Below are 18,322 nucleotides of genomic sequence, written 5' to 3'. Positions count from 1 at the left end.
AATATTTTATTGTCAAAAAACCATCTTATCTGTATTCTTTTTCTACTTATTATTTCATCATGTAATAAATATGAACTAGCAACTGAAGCAGGTCCGCCTGAAGCAACAGCTGTTGACTCAGCTGCTGTTGCAACTGACATAGCTACTTCTATATCTGATTCATTAAGTGGAATATCAGAAGCTTCTGATGGGTTAGAAGAGGGTTCAGAAATCACATTTGGCAGCAATGATAGTGACACAACGAAAATAGAAACGAAGTTGGGTAAAGTCGCTTTTTATTGCGAAAATGAAAATATGAAGGAAGACATAATGTTTGAAATGAAAGAGGATCGAACATACGAAATGAGAGCCATGTTAAATCCACTAATTGAAAACGATGAAATTAAAACAGAATTATTGAAAGTTATCAATGACTCCAGAGTTGAAAATAGACAACCAATACTTACCGTAAAAGATATTACTAGTAGAGATGTTAATTTAGGATATTATCTAAGCATTCAAATCAAAGATCCTGGGAATAAATTCAACATTGAGTTAGTATCAAGCGATAAAGAAAGCAATATTAAAAAGATATTTGATGAGGTTACTCATACATATAGTGATGCTTATTTTGAATGGAAATGGAATGTAACCCCAAAACCTAATTCAAAAGGTAAAAGTAAACTTGAATTAGTAATTTCTCCTTTAGATAAAAACAAAAAAATCATTAGTGAAAAAATAAAAACGTATGATATAAATATCAATTTCAAGCAAAATTTTATTGTTTCTGTTTGGGATGAAATGAATAGAAATGTAAAATGGGCGATAGCAGTTATTATAGCTCCAATTTTAGCATTCTTGGTTAGAAAATTTACTAAGAAAAAAGAATGAAAAAACCTTTTAAAATAAAAAAAAATCCCGATAATCACTATATTCAAATAGTCATTATCGGGATTTTATATTCTTTATTTAGAACTAATTATTCAGCTTCTGGGAGAGTCTGAAACTTTGTTCTTTTACTTCCTTCATACATTTCATATTTCACCAATCTTGCTTCGATGCTGGCATTAAAAAGTTTGATTTTTCTAGAAGGTTTTAGGCCTACAAATTTCAAGGCTTCCAGATTCCCTGTGATAAACCAAGCATTAGTACCAGGATAATTTTTCTTTAAAGTATCCCCAATATTTTTATAGAATTCTTCCATATGAATATCCAATCGCTCATCGTATGGCGGATTGAAAACCATGTGTAATTTTCCTTGAGACGTTTTCTCAGTATCAAAAAAGTTGCGTTCTTCGATGGTGATGTATTCGTCTAAATTCGCGTTTTTGATGTTGTCTTTGGCTTTTTGAACCGCCGATGGTGCTTTGTCGTATCCTTTTATTGTATAATGAAATTCTCGAACTTTTTTCAACAACGAATCCATAATCGAATCAAATAATTCATTGTCCCAGTCGTTCCATTTTTCGAAAGCAAATTCCTTACGGTTTATGTTTGCTGGAATATTACAAGCTATCATCGCCGCTTCTGCAAGGAAAGTTCCAGAACCACACATTGGATCCAAGAAATCACCTTGACCATCCCAACCAGAAAGCAATAGAATTCCAGCCGCTAAAACCTCGTTTATAGGTGCAATATTAGTTGCTGTTCTATAACCACGTTGATGCAAAGAATTTCCAGATGTATCCAACGCTACCGACACTTGATCTTTATCAATGTGAATATTGATTCTTAAATCAGGATGATTTTTTTCGATACTCGGACGTTGCCCTGTTCGTTCCCGAAATTGATCAACTATAGCATCTTTACATTTTTGGGAAACAAATTCCGAGTGATTAAAATACTCTGAGTGAACAGTTGCATCAATAACTAAAGTCTGGTTCGCATTTAGAAATTTTGACCAGTTTACTCCCGAAATTCCTTTATATAACGCCTGTTCATCTCTCGCTTTGAAAAAATAAATGGGTTTCAGAATTTTCAGCGCCGTTCTCAAAGACAAGTTAGCCTTATACATAAAACCTTTGTCTCCTTTAAAACTTACCATTCTCACACCCTGCTCTACATCCTGAGCACCAAGCATTTTTAATTCATTTGCCAATATTTCTTCAAAACCAAAAAAGGTTTTGGCAATCATTTTGAAATTTTCCATTTTTTAAAACTTAACAAATAGTCGTTTAATATACCGCTATTTTTTATAGTGGTGCAAAAATACACTAAATTTGCAGGAATTGAATTAATAGAAAAAGAATAAATGTCAGATTTTAAAAATCCTAAATCAGAAATCCCAAATCCTAAATCAGAAAATTGGTTCGCTTCCTGGTTTGACACTCCGTATTATCATATCCTTTATAAAGAACGAAATTATAGAGAAGCCCAGATTTTCATGGACAATTTAACCCATTATCTCAATCTTCCTGAGAAAGCAAAAGTGCTCGATTTGGCTTGCGGCAAAGGGCGTCATTCCATTTATTTAAACCAATTAGGGTTTGAAGTGGTTGGTGCTGATTTGTCTGAAAACAGCATCGCAGAAGCTAATAAAAACAAAAACGAGTCACTGCATTTTCAAGTTCATGATATGCGTGATTCATTCGAAGATAAATTTGATGCTATTTTTAATTTGTTTACCAGTTTTGGTTATTTCGAAAATGACGATGACAATTTGACAACATTAAAAGCAATGAAGGACAGTTTAACCGAATATGGATTTGCTGTTATCGACTTTATGAATGTCAGTCAAGTCATCACTAATTTAGTTCCGGAAGAAGTTAAAACAGTTGAAAATATTGAATTTCACATCAAACGATATGTGAACGACGGACATATTTACAAAGAAATTGATTTTGAAGATCAAGGCCAAAAATTTCATTTCACTGAAAAAGTAAAAGCCTTAACACTAAAAGATTTTGAAGAAATGATGGAAGAAGCGGGAATTTATCTTTTGGATATTTTTGGTGATTACAAACTGAAGAAATTCCACAAAAATGATAGTGAACGATTAATTATGATTTTTAAATAATGAACTATCTTTTACCTCTATTATCAGTATTACTAGGATATACCATTGCTTTGTTTTTGAAACCAAAAAACAAAACCAACCTTAAATTATTGTTGGCTTTTAGTGGTTCTTTTTTGCTGTCATTAACTGTAATTCATCTTTTGCCAGATGTTTATGAAAGCCACAATAAAAATATTGGAATCTTCATTATGTTGGGGATTTTATTCCAAATTATATTGGAGTTTTTCTCCAAAGGTGCTGAGCATGGTCACGTACACGGACATCAAGATATGGAACATATTCCGTGGTTGTTGTTTTTTAGTCTATGTATACATGCCTTTTTAGAAGGATTTCCAGTCAGTCATCATCACAATCTGGCTATAGGAATTGCCATTCATCATTTGCCAATTGCCATTATTTTGACAACTTTTTTCCTCAATTCGCATCTAAACAAAAAAGCTATATTTTTCTTTATGATGACCTTTGCTCTAATGACTCCAATGGGAACCTTATTGTCTGATTATATGCCTATTTTAAACGATTATTACACCGAAATCACCGCCGTAGTAATTGGAATTTTATTCCATATTTCATCTACAATTATATTCGAAAGTAGTGAGGGACACAAATTTAATATTGCGAAGGTTTCGATGATTATTTTGGGAATTGCATTGGCTTATTTTTTGTAGCCACAAAGATTCGAAATTGCAACGTTGAATTACATAAACAATCCATTTTCCATTACTATTCAATACTATTATTTGCTAAATTTGTCAAACATCAAAAATCTCTTTGAGCCATAGTGCCTTCGTGGCATAATACATATACACAATGAACTTCACAAAAACCACTGAACAATCCTCGAATTACGAACATTTAGAAAAGATGTCCGTTCAGGAATTATTGACCAACATCAATAACGAAGACAAAACCGTGCCTTTAGCTGTAGAAAAAGCATTACCTCAGATCGAAACTTTGGTAACTCAAGTCGTAACCAAAATGAAATTGGGTGGACGATTATTCTACATAGGTGCAGGAACTTCGGGCCGTTTGGGTGTGGTGGATGCTTCTGAATGTCCACCTACATTTGGTGTACCATTCGATTTAGTTGTTGGAATAATTGCTGGTGGCGACAAAGCCATTCGCCGTGCTGTAGAAAATGCGGAAGACGATGAGAAGCAAGCCTGGATTGATTTAAAAAAACATAAAATAAACACGAATGATGTTGTGATTGGAATTGCAGCTTCGGGAACCACTCCTTATGTCATTGGCGGTTTGAAAGCCTGCAATGAAAATAACATCATAACTGGAAGCATTTCTTGCAACGCAGCAAGTCCTATGTCACTAACTTCTCAATTTCCTATTGATGTGGTGGTTGGACCTGAATTTGTTACGGGAAGTTCTAGAATGAAAGCGGGAACAGCTCAGAAACTGGTTCTTAATATGATTTCGACGGCCACCATGATCCAACTCGGGAAAGTGAAAGGTAACAAGATGGTCGATATGCAATTGAGCAACAACAAATTAGTTGATCGTGGTGTAAAAATGATTATGGGCGAAATTCCTGTTCCTTATGAAATGGCTGCTGAATTGCTTGCAAAATATGGAAGCGTTAGAAAAGCAGTTGATAAATATAATGATCAGTAATCAAATTAAATAATTAAACCCATAACCGATTTAACTAAAAAATGGCAACAAATAAAGAAATATTATCCAAAGGAATCAAATATTTAGCTTGGGCTTTGCCCCTTCTTTTTATTGGCCCTTCCATAATATATAATGCCTTTATCAACAAACAAAATGGTTGGCATTATTTGGTTTTGGCTATAGGAATTGGGATTTGCGCATTTGCAATTTATTTTATGGTTTTGGGATTGAAAACAATGATGCGAAGTTTATTTAATGATTAATGGAAAACCTACTACACACACATAAAACCTTCGAAAAAGTCTCTTTTATAGACAAAAAAGTGAACAATCGCGAATTTGAAGATTGCGTTTTTAAGAACTGTGATTTTTCGAATAGTGATTTTTCGAATAACACTTTTATGGATTGTGAATTCATCGACTGTAATCTATCGATGATGCAATTAACAGGAACGAGTTTAAAAACAGTTGATTTTAAAAATTGCAAATTACTAGGAATCCAATTCCATTCTTGCACTGATTTCCTATTCAGTGTAAGTTTTCAGGATTGTGTTTTAGATTATTCTTCTTTTGCAAATAAGAAAATGCCAAAAACGAAATTAAATTCCTGTTCAATGAAAGAGGTTTCCTTTATTGGAACGAATCTTACCAATTCAATTTTTGAAAATTGCAATTTAGAAAATGCTATTTTTAATGACACTCAATTGGCAGGTGTCGATTTTAGAACAGCTTATAATTATAAAATTGATCCCGAATTCAACCCTATGAAAAAAGCCAAGTTTTCGACCAAAGGTATTGTTGGTCTTTTAGATAAATATGACATTAAAATTGAGTGAATTATGGAAACATCAAAATCCTATCTAGAAAGTGTAACAAAGCAGTTTCTCTATTATAAAACATTGGGCGAAAAAGCGATGGATCAACTCAAACCAGAACAACTTTTTGTTTCGATAAACGAAGACACAAATAGTATTGCTATAATCGTGAAACATCTTTCAGGAAATATGCTATCGCGTTGGACTGATTTTCTAACCTCAGATGGAGAAAAAGAATGGCGGAACAGAGATTCTGAATTTGAAGAAACTATCAAAACCAAAGAGGAATTATTAGACATATGGAATAAAGGTTGGGATTGTTTTTTTGAAGCCTTAAACACCTTAAAACCAGAACAACTTTCGGATATTATTTATATCCGAAACGAAGGTCATACTGTGTTTGAAGCTATAAACCGTCAATTAGCACATTATCCATATCATGTTGGCCAAATTGTATTCTATTCCAAAATATTGAAAGAAGGTGAATGGACTAGTTTGTCAATTCCTAAAAACAGCTCTAAGAATTACAACACTGACAAATTTTCAAAAGATAAAAGTAGAAAGCACTTCACGGATGAGGAATTGAATAAATTAAAATAAAACAACTAATCTCATTGGTTTTAAAAACTGATGAGGTCCACAAAGCAAACTAATGAAAAAAACACTCTTCCTTCTCCCAATTCTGACCCTAATGTCATGCTATAATGCGGAACACAATTGCAAAAATTTTAAAACGGGAAAATTTAAATTTGAATACACTGTTGATGGAATAAAGAAGACCACCTTTTTTGAACGCAATGATAGCATCGAAATTGAAAATTATGAGGGTAAAATAGATACTGCAAGTATTCGCTGGGTAAGTGACTGCGAATATGTTTTACAAAAAATTCATCCCAAAAATATGGCGGAAGAGAAAGCTATTTCAATGAAAATATTGAGTACCTCAAAAAATTCTTATATATTTGAATTTGGAATTGTAGGAAGTGATAAAAAACAAAAAGGAACCGTTTTTAAAGAATCCGAAAACAATTAAAAGCACCTATTTAATTCAAAATTTAATATTCACAACAAAATAAAATGGAAGTATTTTTAAATCTTGACGCTTGGATAGCACTATTAACATTGACTTTTTTAGAAATTGTTCTAGGAATAGATAACATTATTTTTATATCAATAGTCACAGGAAAATTGCCCGAAGAAAAACGCAAAAAAGCCACAAAAGTGGGTATGTTTTTGGCCATGTTTATGAGAATTGCACTTCTTTTGGGGATTTCTTACCTCATTGCAATGAAAGAACCTTGGTTTACGATTGATTTTAGTTTTTTAAAGGCAAGTATCTCAGGACAAAGTCTTATCTTATTTCTTGGAGGAATGTTTTTGATCTATAAAAGCACGAAAGAAATTCACGAAAAAGTAGACTTAAAAGGGGAAGAAGAAAAAGAATTAAAAAACTCCGCCTTAAAATCATTTGGAAGTGTAATTATTCAAATTATTTTAATTGATTTAGTATTCTCTTTTGATAGTATACTTACTGCTGTGGGAATGACAAATGGCGTTGCTGGAGCGCTTTATATTATGGTTACAGCTGTAGTTATCTCTGTTTTTATAATGATGCAATTTGCAGTTCCTGTGGGGAATTTTGTCAATAAAAATCCATCTATTCAAATTCTTGGACTTTCTTTTTTAATTTTAATAGGTTTAATGTTGATAACGGAAAGCGCTCATTTATCAAATGCTTTAATACTAGGAAATCATGTTACTCCATTGCCAAAAGGATATTTATATTTTGCAATTACATTTTCTTTATTAGTAGAATTTTTAAATATGCGAGTTGACAAGAAAAAGAAGTAAACTGCATTTAAAGTCAATTAAATATAAATTATATGAAAAAAATAGACATAAAAACTTGGAAATATAAAAATAATCCCTAGTTTTGTGTAATCGATTGCATTTAACGTAACCAAATATAACTTTTTAGAATTATGACAAAACAAAAAATCGGAAAATACAGATGGTCCATTTGCGGCTTATTATTTTTTGCAACAACCATTAATTATTTAGACCGACAAGTACTTTCATTAACCTGGAGCGATTTTATTGCCCCAGAATTCCATTGGACCAACAATGATTATGGAAATATCACTGCATTGTTTTCCATATTTTATGCCGTATCACTTCTATTTGCAGGTAAATTAGTAGATATTTTAGACACTAAAAAGGGGTTTCTTTGGGCTATTGGAGTTTGGTCTGTTGGAGCTTGTTTACACGCTTTTTGTGGAATCGCAACAGCTGGAATAATTACTGGCAACTGGTTTGTGGGTTTTGATGGAGCAAAAGAAATTATAGGTACTGTAAATGATACAGGCTTGGTTATAAACGTGAGTGTTACCTTATTTATATTTGCCCGTTTTGTACTAGCAGTAGGAGAAGCAGGAAACTTCCCTGCAGCAATAAAAACGACAGCTGAATATTTTCCTAAAAAAGACAGAGCTTTCTCTACTAGTATCTTTAATGCAGGTGCAACGGTTGGAGCATTAGCTGCCCCAATTACAATTCCATTTATTGCAAAAGCATATGGATGGGAAATGGCATTTATCATTATTGGAGCCTTAGGATTCGTCTGGATGGGTTTTTGGGTTTTTATGTATGACAAACCTCATAAACATTCAAAAGTAAATGCTGCTGAATTAGAATATATCCAGCAAGATGATATTGCTGATAGTAAACTAGTAGGTTACGTTCCTGAAACAACAACTAAAGTTACTTTTAAAGAAGCTTTTCGATACAAACAAACGTGGGCTTTTGCTTTTGGTAAATTCATGACTGATGGTGTATGGTGGTTCTTCTTATTCTGGACGCCAGCATATTTAAGTTCCGTTTATGGAATGGATTCTACTCAAGCTGCTTTCCCCCTATTTGTACTTTACATGATCACTTTACTTTCTATAATTGGAGGTTGGCTACCAACCTATTTTGTTGAAAAGAAGGGAATGAATCCCTACGAAGGAAGAATGCGATCTATGTTGATTTTTGCATTTTTCCCGCTTTTAGCTTTAATCGCTCAACCTTTAGGGAATATTAGCTATTGGTTACCAGTTATAATAATTGGTATTGCCGGTGCTGCTCACCAAGCTTGGTCTGCCAATATATTTACAACTGTTGGCGATATGTTTCCCAAAAAAGCAATTGCTACCATTACAGGAATTGGTGGCTTAGCTGGAGGTATTGGATCTACTGTAATTAACAAAGGTTCTGGAATGTTATTTGATTTCAGCAAAGAAACTGACATGGCCTTTATGGGTTTTCATGGTATTGAAGCTGGATATTTTATCATTTTTTCTATATGTTCTGTTTGTTATTTAATAGGCTGGTCTGTTATGAAATTATTAGTACCGCACTACAGTCCAATTACAGATTTGTAATATCAGATTGATTTAATAATAATTGCATATCTTCTCAAGGGAAAAAAGTAAAAACGGATTATTTTTACTTTTTTCCCTTACACAAATAAAAAAGGACAAAGATCGAATATTATCAAACATCCGAAGCAAGTTTAAATGAAACCTTATAAAAATATAAGGAACCATTTATTAAAATAAATTCACCCTTAAAAGGTGATTTCGGATAATATACCTCTTGGAATATTGTTTCCATTATAGAATTATTTTAAAGTTAATTTGTATATTTTATTATAATTAACTAGTTCTAAAAAATGAAATATACATTAAAAATTTTAATTTAATTGTAATTTATTAGAATAATAAGTACATTTGCGCAATCGATTACATTAAACATTTACATTATGACAAATTATAGTTCTAGATATGCTTCTAGCCCACAAGCAGTAAAAAAATACGATACTAAACAATTAAGAGATGAATTCTTAATTGACAATTTAATGCAAGAAGGTAAAATAAACTTTACCTATTCTCATTATGACAGATACATTACAGGTTCAGCTGTTCCATTAACCCCTATCAAATTAGAAACAATAGACATATTGAAAATGCCTAATTTTTTAGACAGAAGAGAAATGGGAATCATCAATGTAGGTGGTAATGGTTCTGTAGAAGTCGAAGGAACTTCATACGATTTAGGATTTAAAGATGCACTCTATATTGGAAGTGGAAATGTAGAAGTTATTTTTAAAAGTGATAATGCAACAAATCCTGCCAAATTTTATATCAATTCAGCACCAGCTCACACCAATTATCCTACGAAAAAAGTAAGTTTGGCGGAAGCCAAAAAAATAGAATTAGGTACAATGGAAACAGCAAATCATCGTACCGTAAACCAAATGATCATTGGCGGTATTGTGACCACTTGCCAATTACAAATGGGAATGACCGAATTAAAACCAGGAAGTGTTTGGAATACTATGCCAGCTCACGTGCATGATCGCAGAATGGAAGTGTATTTCTATTTAGACATTCCAGAAAACCAAGCCGTTTGTCATTTTATGGGTGAACCAGAGGAAACAAGACATATTTGGATGAATAATCACCAAGCGGTAATTTCTCCTCCATGGTCGATACATTCAGGTTCAGGAACTAGCAATTATACTTTTATTTGGGGAATGGCAGGTGAGAATTTGGATTATGGCGATATGGATGTATGCAAAATAACAGAATTAAGATAATAAAAAATGAAATTATTTGATTTAACAGGAAAAAGAGCTTTAATTACTGGTGGAACACACGGTTTAGGGCTAGCTATGGCTGAAGGTCTAGCTATTGCAGGTGCTGAGCTCGTTATTACAGGAACAACTCCTTCTAAAATGGATGAAGCTCTAACTTATTATAAAAGTAAAGGATATAAAGCATCTGGTTATTTATTTGATGTAACCGATGAAAAAGCGGCGGCTGAGAATGTAGATTTAATTACAAAAGAATTAGGAGATATACATATTCTGGTAAATAATGCTGGAATTATCAAAAGAGAATTGGCGATTACAATGCCAATTGCTGATTTTAGAAAAGTAATTGATGTAGATTTAGTTGGACCATTCATTATGTCACAATTAGTTGCAAAGCAAATGATTGAAAGAAAGGAAGGTAAGATTATCAATATTTGTTCTATGATGAGTGAATTAGGACGAAATAGTGTTTCTGCTTATGCTGCTGCAAAAGGAGGATTAAAAATGCTAACACGTAATCTTGCAACTGAATGGGCAAAACACAATATCCAAGTGAATGGAATTGGACCAGGCTATTTTGCTACCACACAAACGGAACCAATTAGAATAGAAGGACATCCCTTTAATGAATTTATAATCAGTAGAACCCCTGCTGCACGTTGGGGAGATCCTGAAGATTTAGCAGGTACTGCTGTCTTTTTATCATCTAAAGCCAGTGATTTTGTCAACGGTCAAATTGTATATGTTGATGGGGGAATTCTTGCTACTATTGGAAAACCATCTAACGAATAATAATATTTTAATACATCTAAAATGAACACAAAATTCATAAATGATAATTTTTTATTAGAAAACAAATTCGCTGAAGAATTATATCATACTTATGCTAAAAATCAGCCTATTATTGATTATCACAATCACTTGTCCCCTCAGTTTATAGCTGAAGACAAAATATTTAACAACATTACCAATGTTTGGATCAACGGTGATCATTACAAGTGGCGTGCAATGCGTACTTTGGGGATCAACGAACAATTCATAACAGGAAATGGATCGGATAAAGATAAATTCATGAATTGGGCAAAAACGGTCCCGTATACTATGCGTAATCCGTTGTACCATTGGACTCATTTAGAATTGGCTCGTTACTTTGGAATAACGGAGTTATTAAACGAAAAATCGGCTGAGAAAATTTACGAGGAAACATCTGCAAAAATAAATTCTCCAGAATACAGTACTCAAAATTTGCTTCGTAAAGTTAATGCTGAATTTGTTTGTACTACCGAAGATCCAATTGATACTTTGGAATTTCACCAACAAATAGCTAAAAGCAGCTACGAAGTAAAAGTAGGAACTGCATTTAGACCTGACAAAGCTATTCTAATTGGAAACGATGGGTACAATGCTTATATTGATACCTTAGGTGAAAAAGCAGGTGTAACGATTAATTCATATGCGGATTTATGTACGGCATTAAGAAACAGAATTGACTATTTCGATAAAAATGGCTGTAAATTATGCGATCATGGTTTAGACCAAGTGTATTTTGAAAACTATACTGAATCTGAAGTGAATGCTATTTTTAAAAAGAAAAGAGAAAATAAAGATTTAACTAACGAAGAAGCTTTGAAATTTCAAAGTGCTATTTTATTCTTTTTATTCGAAACATACCATGAATTTGGATGGGTTCAACAACTTCATTTAGGTGCTTTGAGAAATAATAATGCCCGTATGCACCGAATTTTAGGACCTGATACAGGTTGGGATTCTATTGGTGATTACCCACAAGCGCAAAAATTATCAGGTTTCCTTAATGCATTAGATAGCAAAGACAAACTTTCTAAAACTATCATTTACAATTTAAATCCTGCTGATAACGAAGTGATGGCTACCATGATTGGTAACTTTAATGATGGAAGCGTTCGTGGAAAAGTACAATTTGGATCTGGATGGTGGTTTTTAGACCAAAAAGACGGAATGACAAAACAATTGAATGCTCTTTCCAATATGGGATTGATTAGTTGTTTCATCGGAATGTTGACTGACTCTAGAAGCTTTTTATCTTTCCCAAGACACGAATATTTCAGACGCATTCTTTGTAATCTTTTAGGAGACGAAATCAAAAGAGGCGAATTGCCAAATGATATGGAATGGATTGGAAAAATGGTTTCTGACATTAGTTATAATAACGCAAAAGCCTATTTCAAATTCTAAAAAAGGAATGATTAAATAATAATACGATAGAAATTAACAACTATTAAAGTTGCTAATTTTTGTCTTTTTAAAATAATATCGAAAAATAAAAAATGGAAAAATTAAATAGAAAAAGCCAAGGATTAGAAAAGAAATACCCAATAAAAGTAGTACAATTTGGTGAAGGTAATTTCTTAAGAGCATTCGTTGATTACGCTTTTCAAAGACTAAATAATGAAGTTGATTTCAATGCTGGAATTGCAATTGTTCAGCCATTGAAAGAAGGTATGGTGCACCTGATTAACGACCAAGATGGTCTTTATACTTTGTTTATGAATGGAATCAAAAAAGGCGAAAAAATACAAGATATTGAGTTAATCACTAATATTGTAAAAGGTATAAACCCATATACTGAATTTGCTGATTATTTAGCGTTAGCCACAGAAGAAGAACTTCAATTTATTGTTTCAAATACCACTGAAGCGGGAATTGAATTCGTCGCAACTGATACTCCTGATATGCAACCGCCAGTTTCATTTCCTGCAAAGTTGACTGTTTTATTATATGAAAGATTCAAACATTTCAATGGAGATGCATCTAAAGGATTGACTATAATTCCTTGTGAATTGATTGACTATAACTCGGAGACTCTGAAAAAAATTATTTTGCAATATTGCGATTTATGGAAGTTAGACGATTCATTTAAAACATGGGCATCTGATGCTTGTACGTATCACAGTACTTTGGTGGACAGAATTGTTCCTGGATATCCAAGAGCCGAGATTGAAGAATACAACAACAAGTTAGATTATCAAGATAATTTAATTGTTGCAGCTGAACCATTCTTCCTTTGGGCTATTGAAGGTGGTGATGCTTTGAAAGAAAAGTTACCTTTTCATAAAACGAATTTGAATGTGAAGATTGTTGATGATATCCGTCCTTTTAAAATGATAAAAGTTCGTATTCTAAACGGTGCACATACTGCAATGGTTACTTTTTCACTTTTGCACGGTAACAAATTAGTTATGGAAACCGTTAACGGAGATTTTACTGGGAAATTCATAAACAGCGTTATTAGTGAAATTAGTGAAACTCTTGATATGGACAAAAATGAAATCATCGCCTATTCTGAAGAGGTAATGGATCGATTCAAAAATCCGTTTATCAAACATGCATTGGCTGATATTGCTTTAAATTCTATCTCAAAATTCAAAGTAAGAGTTTTACCTAGTTTATTAGGCTATTTTAATGCGAATAAAACACTTCCTACTAATTTGACTTTTTCATTAGCTTGTTTAATCCAATTCTACAAAGGAACATGGGATAACGAAGCATTACCTGTAAAAGATTCTCCAGAGATAGTGGAAGCCTTCAAAAAGGCTTGGGAATTAGGATCTTTAGATTTAATTGTAACTAAAATTTTAACTAATGCCGAATTTTGGGGTGAAGATTTAACAAAAATTAAAGGTTTATCTGAGGCTATAATAGTAGCTTTAACTGAAATTGAAGCTAATGGAGTTGAAAAAGGCTATGCTAATTTCAGCGCAAAATACTAATTAGAACTTTTTTAAAATTATTATCATGCAAAAAAAATTAATAAAAGTAAACCCATCTGATAACGTAGCTGTAGCATTAGTGAATCTAGTGGCTGGTGAAGTTATTAACTTTGAAGGTGAAGATATCACCATCGAGGCTGATGTAAAAATGAAACATAAAATTGCAATGTATCCTTTTGAATTAGGAGAAAAGATTATTATGTATGGTGTTTTAGTAGGTAAAGCTAGTGCTCCAATTGCAAAAGGAGGATTACTTTCTACTGAAAATGTAAAACATCAAAGTGCAAAAGTAACCGCTAAAACGGAATCAATCGGTTGGAATGTTCCTAATGTTGATAAATGGAAAGACAGAACATTTAATGGATACCACAGAACAGATGGTCAAGTAGGAACTGAAAACGTTTGGTTATTCTTCCCTTTGGTTTTTTGTGAAAACAGAAACATCGAAATCTTAAAAGGTATTTTCGAAAAAGAATTAATGAAACCTAAAGAAAACGATTACCAATTGTTACTTCGTTCTTTGGTTAACTCTGAAAAAGGTGCTGAAGATGTTGTAATAAAATCTAATGAAGTTGATTTATTCGAAAACATTGAAGTAAAATTCATCCAACATCAAGGTGGTTGTGGTGGAATTCGTCAGGATTCACACTCTTTGGCCAAGCTTTTGGCGGGATACGTTAATAATCCCAACGTGGCTGGAGCTACTGTATTAAGTTTAGGTTGTCAAAATTTACAAATCTCTATTTTTCAAGATGCCATGAAGGCGATAAATCCAAACAGTGACAAACCTGTTTTAATTTATGACCAACAACAAATTGGAACTATTGAAAAAATGTTGAGTACCGTAGTAAAAGATTCATTTGCTGCGATCAAAGAAGCGAATAAAATCAAAAGAACTCCTACTCCATTATCAAAATTAAGAATTGGTTTAGAGTGTGGTGGGTCTGATGGATTCTCTGGAATTTCAGCTAACCCAACATTAGGTGTATTATCTGATAAATTGGTTGCTTTAGGAGGAACTACAATTCTTTCTGAATTCCCAGAATTATGTGGTGTAGAACAAGAATTGGTAAACCGTTGTGTGGATGACAAAGACGGAAAACGTTTCTTGGAATTAATGCAATGGTACGAAAAAACAGTTGTAGATGCAGGTTCTGGATTTGACATGAATCCTTCACCCGGAAACATCAAAGACGGTTTGATAACGGATGCTATGAAATCAGCCGGTGCTGCCAAAAAAGGTGGGACTTCGCCAATTGTAGGTGTTTACGATTATGGTGAATACATCAACGAACCAGGTTTTACTTTGTTATGTACTCCTGGAAATGACGTTGAATGTACTACTGCAATGGTTGGTTCAGGAGCAAATATGGTATTGTTTACAACAGGTTTAGGAACTCCAACAGGAAATCCAATTGCGCCAGTTGTTAAAATATCCTCTAATACGCAATTAGCTCAAAAAATGTCTGATATTATTGATATTGATACCGGTGGAATTATCACAGGTGAAAAATCTATTGAAGAAATGGCTGACGAAATGTTAGAATTTATTATTGATGTAGCCAGCGGAACTATTAAAACCAAAGCAGCTATATTAAATCAAAACGATTTTATTCCTTGGAAAAGAGGCGTTTCTTTATAAAAATTATTTTTTTTTGATTAAAAAAAGGTGTTTGGATTTTATTCCAGCACCTTTTTTTTTTGCTTATAAATAGCATCTAAATGTATCCTTTCTAAAATTACAATAGAACTTAATATTAATTGTATAAATACTCTCTCTATATAATTAAATCGGTTAAACGGATTAACCATTTAACTCTGACATATAATGTAATCCATTACCCAAAATAGATTAACACTTATTATTTGTTAAAATTCAATTCCTAATTAATAGATAAATATCTTATATTTTTTTCATACTCATAATATTTTATATAAAAAATTAAATAATATTCTATTTTATTTGCAAATTAAATAAATAAGTCTATTTTTGTGCAATCGATTACCTGTTGTAAGTTCATCATTTATAGTTATATAAGATTAAAAAGAATCAAAATAGCGTAGAATGTTGATCTCACACTGATTTTTGCTTATATCAATTAAAAACTTATTAATTATTAACCAAACTAAAATTATTATTTATGACTAAAATTACACACGATTTTTATCAAACAAAAAGCAAAATAACATTCTCAAGAATGGTGTCGCTTTTTTTATTATTGTTTATCGGAACTCAGCTGAGTTGGGGTCAACAAGTTATTGATTTTGGAGGGTATCAATTGCCAGCTCCTTATACAAATGTCTATGTAGATGATGCTGCTTTACAGTTGGCTCTTTTTGGAACAGCTACTGTTGTTGTAGCACCTACTAGCACTTTTCCTCCAAATCCATTTACGATTGGTCCTGCTCCTTATAATTTAACTTATACTGCTAACGGTACTACTGATGCTAGATTGTATAGATCTAATCCTAATTTAAGCGGGTACAGTAACCTTACAAACGTGGTTCAAAATCCAAGTTTGACAGATTATGATGCTGTTGGTACAAGTTCTACCGCTAAAAATGGTAGGATTCAGCCTAATGGGTCTACTAGTAATGGAACAAATAGATTTTGGTCACTAAATATTCCAGCTGGAGAAACAGTGACTTTTATAATAATGAGTGATGGAGCTGCTCCAACAATAAGTCTTTCTGTAGATGGTGCTGCAGCAACTACTGATACGCCTGTAAATTTTAAAAGCTTGGTTCCTACTGCTTATAAAATTACTAACGCCACTGGAACAAGTCATGCTTATAAATTTTATTCACCTAATGGGAAGATGTCTCTGTTCAGGGTTTATTTTGGTGATGTTTCTGGTGTAATATCTCCTTTTTGGTATAATGGACAATGGGAAAATGGTGCTCCAACTGCAACAAAAGAAGCCTTTATAGGGGTAGGTAGTAGTACAGCTCCTGTAAATCCAGTGCCAATTTTTAGTACAGCCACAAATGGTACTTTTACGGCAAAAAAATTAACTGTAAATATAGGGAATACTTTGACTGTTAATTCAGGAACAAATGTTACAGTTCAAAACGAAGTAATCAATGTTGGCACTGGTACTACTGTTGTCGAAAATAACGCTAACTTGATTCAAGTAAACAATACAACCAATACTGGAAATATAGTAGTAAACCGCAATAGCAATCCTTTGTCTCGTTTGGATTACACGATGTGGGCATCTCCTGTAGCAAGCCAGAAATTATCGACTTTCTCTCCAATGACTTCACAATCACCAAGTCGTTTTTATACTTATGATTCGGCTGCTAACCTTTATAGTGCAGTTGCTAGTCCAACTACAACTAACTTCGCAGCGGGTACTGGATATTTAATTCGTATGCCAAATACGGCAGCAGTCTCTCCTGCAATTGAAACTTTCACAGGTGTATTTACAGGTGTCCCTAATAATGGAAACGTGAGTCTTACAGGTCTTACTTCTAGTTTGTATTATTCGGTTGGAAATCCTTATCCTTCTGCTCTAAGTGCTACAGCATTCTTGTCAGGCAATCCTTCAGCCAATGGGACTTTATATTTTTGGAGAAAAACAAATAATCCAGCAAATTCTTCATATGCTACTTGGACAACTGCAGGAGGTGTAGCGAATTCAGGAGGAGGTAGTGCTATTGTGCCAAACGGAACAATACAAGTTGGTCAAGGATTTATTATAAATACAGGTACAGCTACAGCATTAAATTTCACCAATGCAATGCGTGAAGTGTCTCCAACAAGTACTCAATTCTTAAAAACTAAACAAGTAACGGCGAAAAACCGCGTATGGTTGAACTTAACCAACACTGAAGGAGTTTTCAGCCAAGCCTTAGTAGGTTATATGGAGGATGCTACCCAAGGTGTAGATACAGGAATTGATGGTAAATACATCAATGATAGTAAAGTAGCCTTAACATCTAATATCAATAATGAAGAATATACTATTCAAGGTCGTGCTTTACCATTTGATCCGAGTGATGTAGTTGCATTAAACTTCAAAACAGATGTTGCTGGCGATTATTCAATTGCTATTGACCATACCGATGGATTGTTTGCTACTGGTCAAGATGTATACTTAACAGATAGCACAACTGGAACTCAAACTAATTTGAAATTGGATTCGTATACATTTACAGCACCAGAAGGTTCTTCTAATGCAAGATTTTCGTTGTCATACCAAAAAACTTTAAAAGTTAATGCACCATCATTCAACGAAAACAGTGTGACAGTATATAAAAACAATGGAACGCTATATGTAAACTCTGGCTCTGTAGCAATAGCCAATATCAAAGTTTATGATATTCAAGGTAAGTTGATGGCAGAACAAAAAAATGTGAAAGCAAATACAGCAACGATCAAAGATTTTAAAGCGACACAACAAGTGTTGATTGTCAAAATAACATCTCAAGATAACACAGTGGTAAGTAAGAAAGTAGTGAATTAAGAATCTTGATGAAACTTAATTAATCGAAATCAT

17 protein-coding genes are annotated in these 18,322 nt (G+C 33.1%); 16 read left to right on the top strand and 1 reads right to left on the bottom strand.

Features of this window, described 5'->3' with window-relative positions:
- Nucleotides 1-9 precede the first annotated feature (9 nt).
- Nucleotides 10-870, top strand: a complete 861-nt coding sequence (locus tag E0F76_RS17620; protein ID WP_132009319.1) for a hypothetical protein — start codon at nucleotides 10-12, stop codon at nucleotides 868-870.
- Between the two features lie 88 nt (nucleotides 871-958).
- Here E0F76_RS17620 and E0F76_RS17615 read toward each other — a convergent pair whose 3' ends face one another.
- Nucleotides 959-2,128, bottom strand: a complete 1,170-nt coding sequence (locus E0F76_RS17615) for a THUMP domain-containing class I SAM-dependent RNA methyltransferase (RefSeq protein WP_132009316.1) — start codon at nucleotides 2,126-2,128, stop codon at nucleotides 959-961.
- A 102-nt stretch (nucleotides 2,129-2,230) separates the two neighbouring features.
- Here E0F76_RS17615 and E0F76_RS17610 point away from each other — a divergent pair, with 102 nt between their 5' ends.
- The 15 genes from E0F76_RS17610 to E0F76_RS17540 all read left to right on the top strand — a co-directional run bounded on the left by E0F76_RS17610 (nucleotide 2,231) and on the right by E0F76_RS17540 (nucleotide 18,289).
- Complete coding sequence (locus E0F76_RS17610) at nucleotides 2,231-2,995, top strand: class I SAM-dependent methyltransferase (RefSeq protein WP_132009313.1); 765 nt, start codon at nucleotides 2,231-2,233, stop codon at nucleotides 2,993-2,995.
- Nucleotides 2,995-3,663 (top strand): ZIP family metal transporter, encoded by a 669-nt coding sequence (locus tag E0F76_RS17605; protein WP_132009310.1) that lies wholly within the window; start codon nucleotides 2,995-2,997, stop codon nucleotides 3,661-3,663. The genes E0F76_RS17610 and E0F76_RS17605 overlap by 1 nt, the downstream gene beginning before the upstream one ends.
- Before the next feature lie 142 nt (nucleotides 3,664-3,805).
- Entirely contained in the window at nucleotides 3,806-4,621 is an 816-nt protein-coding gene (gene murQ / locus E0F76_RS17600) for an N-acetylmuramic acid 6-phosphate etherase (protein WP_132009307.1), read from the top strand.
- 41 nt (nucleotides 4,622-4,662) lie between these two features.
- Nucleotides 4,663-4,884, top strand: coding sequence for a DUF6095 family protein (locus E0F76_RS17595; protein ID WP_132009304.1), 222 nt, complete (start codon nucleotides 4,663-4,665; stop codon nucleotides 4,882-4,884).
- Entirely contained in the window at nucleotides 4,884-5,456 is a 573-nt protein-coding gene (locus tag E0F76_RS17590; RefSeq protein WP_132009301.1) for a pentapeptide repeat-containing protein, read from the top strand. Before E0F76_RS17595 ends, E0F76_RS17590 begins: the two co-directional genes overlap by 1 nt.
- 3 nt (nucleotides 5,457-5,459) lie before the next feature.
- On the top strand, nucleotides 5,460-6,035 hold the full coding sequence (locus E0F76_RS17585; RefSeq protein WP_132009298.1) for a DUF1572 family protein: 576 nt from the start codon (nucleotides 5,460-5,462) through the stop codon (nucleotides 6,033-6,035).
- 52 nt (nucleotides 6,036-6,087) lie between these two features.
- Entirely contained in the window at nucleotides 6,088-6,468 is a 381-nt protein-coding gene (locus E0F76_RS17580) for a DNA topoisomerase IV (RefSeq protein ID WP_132009295.1), read from the top strand.
- Nucleotides 6,469-6,512: 44 nt separating this feature from the next.
- Nucleotides 6,513-7,286, top strand: a complete 774-nt coding sequence (locus E0F76_RS17575; RefSeq protein WP_132009292.1) for a TerC family protein — start codon at nucleotides 6,513-6,515, stop codon at nucleotides 7,284-7,286.
- A 131-nt stretch (nucleotides 7,287-7,417) separates the two neighbouring features.
- Nucleotides 7,418-8,857: an MFS transporter gene (locus E0F76_RS17570; protein WP_132009289.1), complete on the top strand. Its 1,440-nt coding sequence runs from the start codon at nucleotides 7,418-7,420 to the stop codon at nucleotides 8,855-8,857.
- Nucleotides 8,858-9,237: 380 nt separating this feature from the next.
- Complete coding sequence (kduI, locus tag E0F76_RS17565) at nucleotides 9,238-10,074, top strand: 5-dehydro-4-deoxy-D-glucuronate isomerase (RefSeq protein WP_132009286.1); 837 nt, start codon at nucleotides 9,238-9,240, stop codon at nucleotides 10,072-10,074.
- 6 nt (nucleotides 10,075-10,080) lie between these two features.
- Nucleotides 10,081-10,863 (top strand): gluconate 5-dehydrogenase, encoded by a 783-nt coding sequence (locus tag E0F76_RS17560; protein ID WP_132009283.1) that lies wholly within the window; start codon nucleotides 10,081-10,083, stop codon nucleotides 10,861-10,863.
- Nucleotides 10,864-10,884: 21 nt separating this feature from the next.
- Nucleotides 10,885-12,285 (top strand): glucuronate isomerase, encoded by a 1,401-nt coding sequence (gene uxaC / locus E0F76_RS17555; protein ID WP_132009280.1) that lies wholly within the window; start codon nucleotides 10,885-10,887, stop codon nucleotides 12,283-12,285.
- A gap of 92 nt (nucleotides 12,286-12,377) precedes the next feature.
- Nucleotides 12,378-13,820 carry a tagaturonate reductase gene (locus tag E0F76_RS17550; protein ID WP_132009277.1) on the top strand — a complete coding sequence of 481 codons (1,443 nt, stop codon included), beginning with the start codon at nucleotides 12,378-12,380 and terminating at the stop codon, nucleotides 13,818-13,820.
- A gap of 25 nt (nucleotides 13,821-13,845) precedes the next feature.
- Nucleotides 13,846-15,462, top strand: coding sequence for a UxaA family hydrolase (locus E0F76_RS17545; protein WP_132009274.1), 1,617 nt, complete (start codon nucleotides 13,846-13,848; stop codon nucleotides 15,460-15,462).
- 499 nt (nucleotides 15,463-15,961) lie between these two features.
- The gene (locus E0F76_RS17540; protein ID WP_132009271.1) at nucleotides 15,962-18,289 is read left to right on the top strand and encodes a T9SS sorting signal type C domain-containing protein; all 2,328 of its coding nucleotides are present in this window, start codon (nucleotides 15,962-15,964) and stop codon (nucleotides 18,287-18,289) included.
- Nucleotides 18,290-18,322 lie beyond the last annotated feature (33 nt).

It is taken from the genome of Flavobacterium cellulosilyticum (assembly GCF_004349355.1).
GTDB classification, from domain to species: domain Bacteria; phylum Bacteroidota; class Bacteroidia; order Flavobacteriales; family Flavobacteriaceae; genus Flavobacterium; species Flavobacterium cellulosilyticum.
The sequence above is the reverse complement of the archived record's forward strand: the minus strand, read 5'-3'. Positions and strand labels throughout refer to the sequence as shown.